The sequence below is a fragment of the Bradyrhizobium sp. 25ACV genome (assembly GCF_054863005.1).
Genome location: NZ_JAVAYO010000131.1, coordinates 1 through 264, shown reverse-complemented (window position 1 = coordinate 264; position 264 = coordinate 1). Strand labels below are relative to the sequence as shown.

The following is a 264-nucleotide window of genomic DNA, read 5'->3' as shown; positions in this document are numbered from 1 at the left end:
AACGCAGCCGCCGCGGGCTGCTGGCCCGGGTAGCCGCCGCTCGCGCTCACCCTCCTGACGGCGGCGCCCGCCGCGGCGGGCACATGCCAGGAGAAAAGGCCCTGCGACATGAGCGTGACAGCCACTTTCTGACCGGTGTGCAGCCGGACGACCGCGCCGTTGTCGGCTGCGGTCAGCGTGGCCGGGCCGGTCAGGGTGGGTGCCGGGCTACCCGGCGCAGGGCCGGATGGCTGCGCCGGAGCCGTGCCCGGTACCTGCGAGCTC

General features: G+C 75.4%; 1 protein-coding gene. It reads right to left on the bottom strand.

Features of this window, described 5'->3' with window-relative positions; translation table 11 throughout:
• On the bottom strand, positions 1-264 hold a 264-nt coding region (locus tag RAD04_RS38855), incomplete at both ends, for a hypothetical protein (protein ID WP_461627990.1).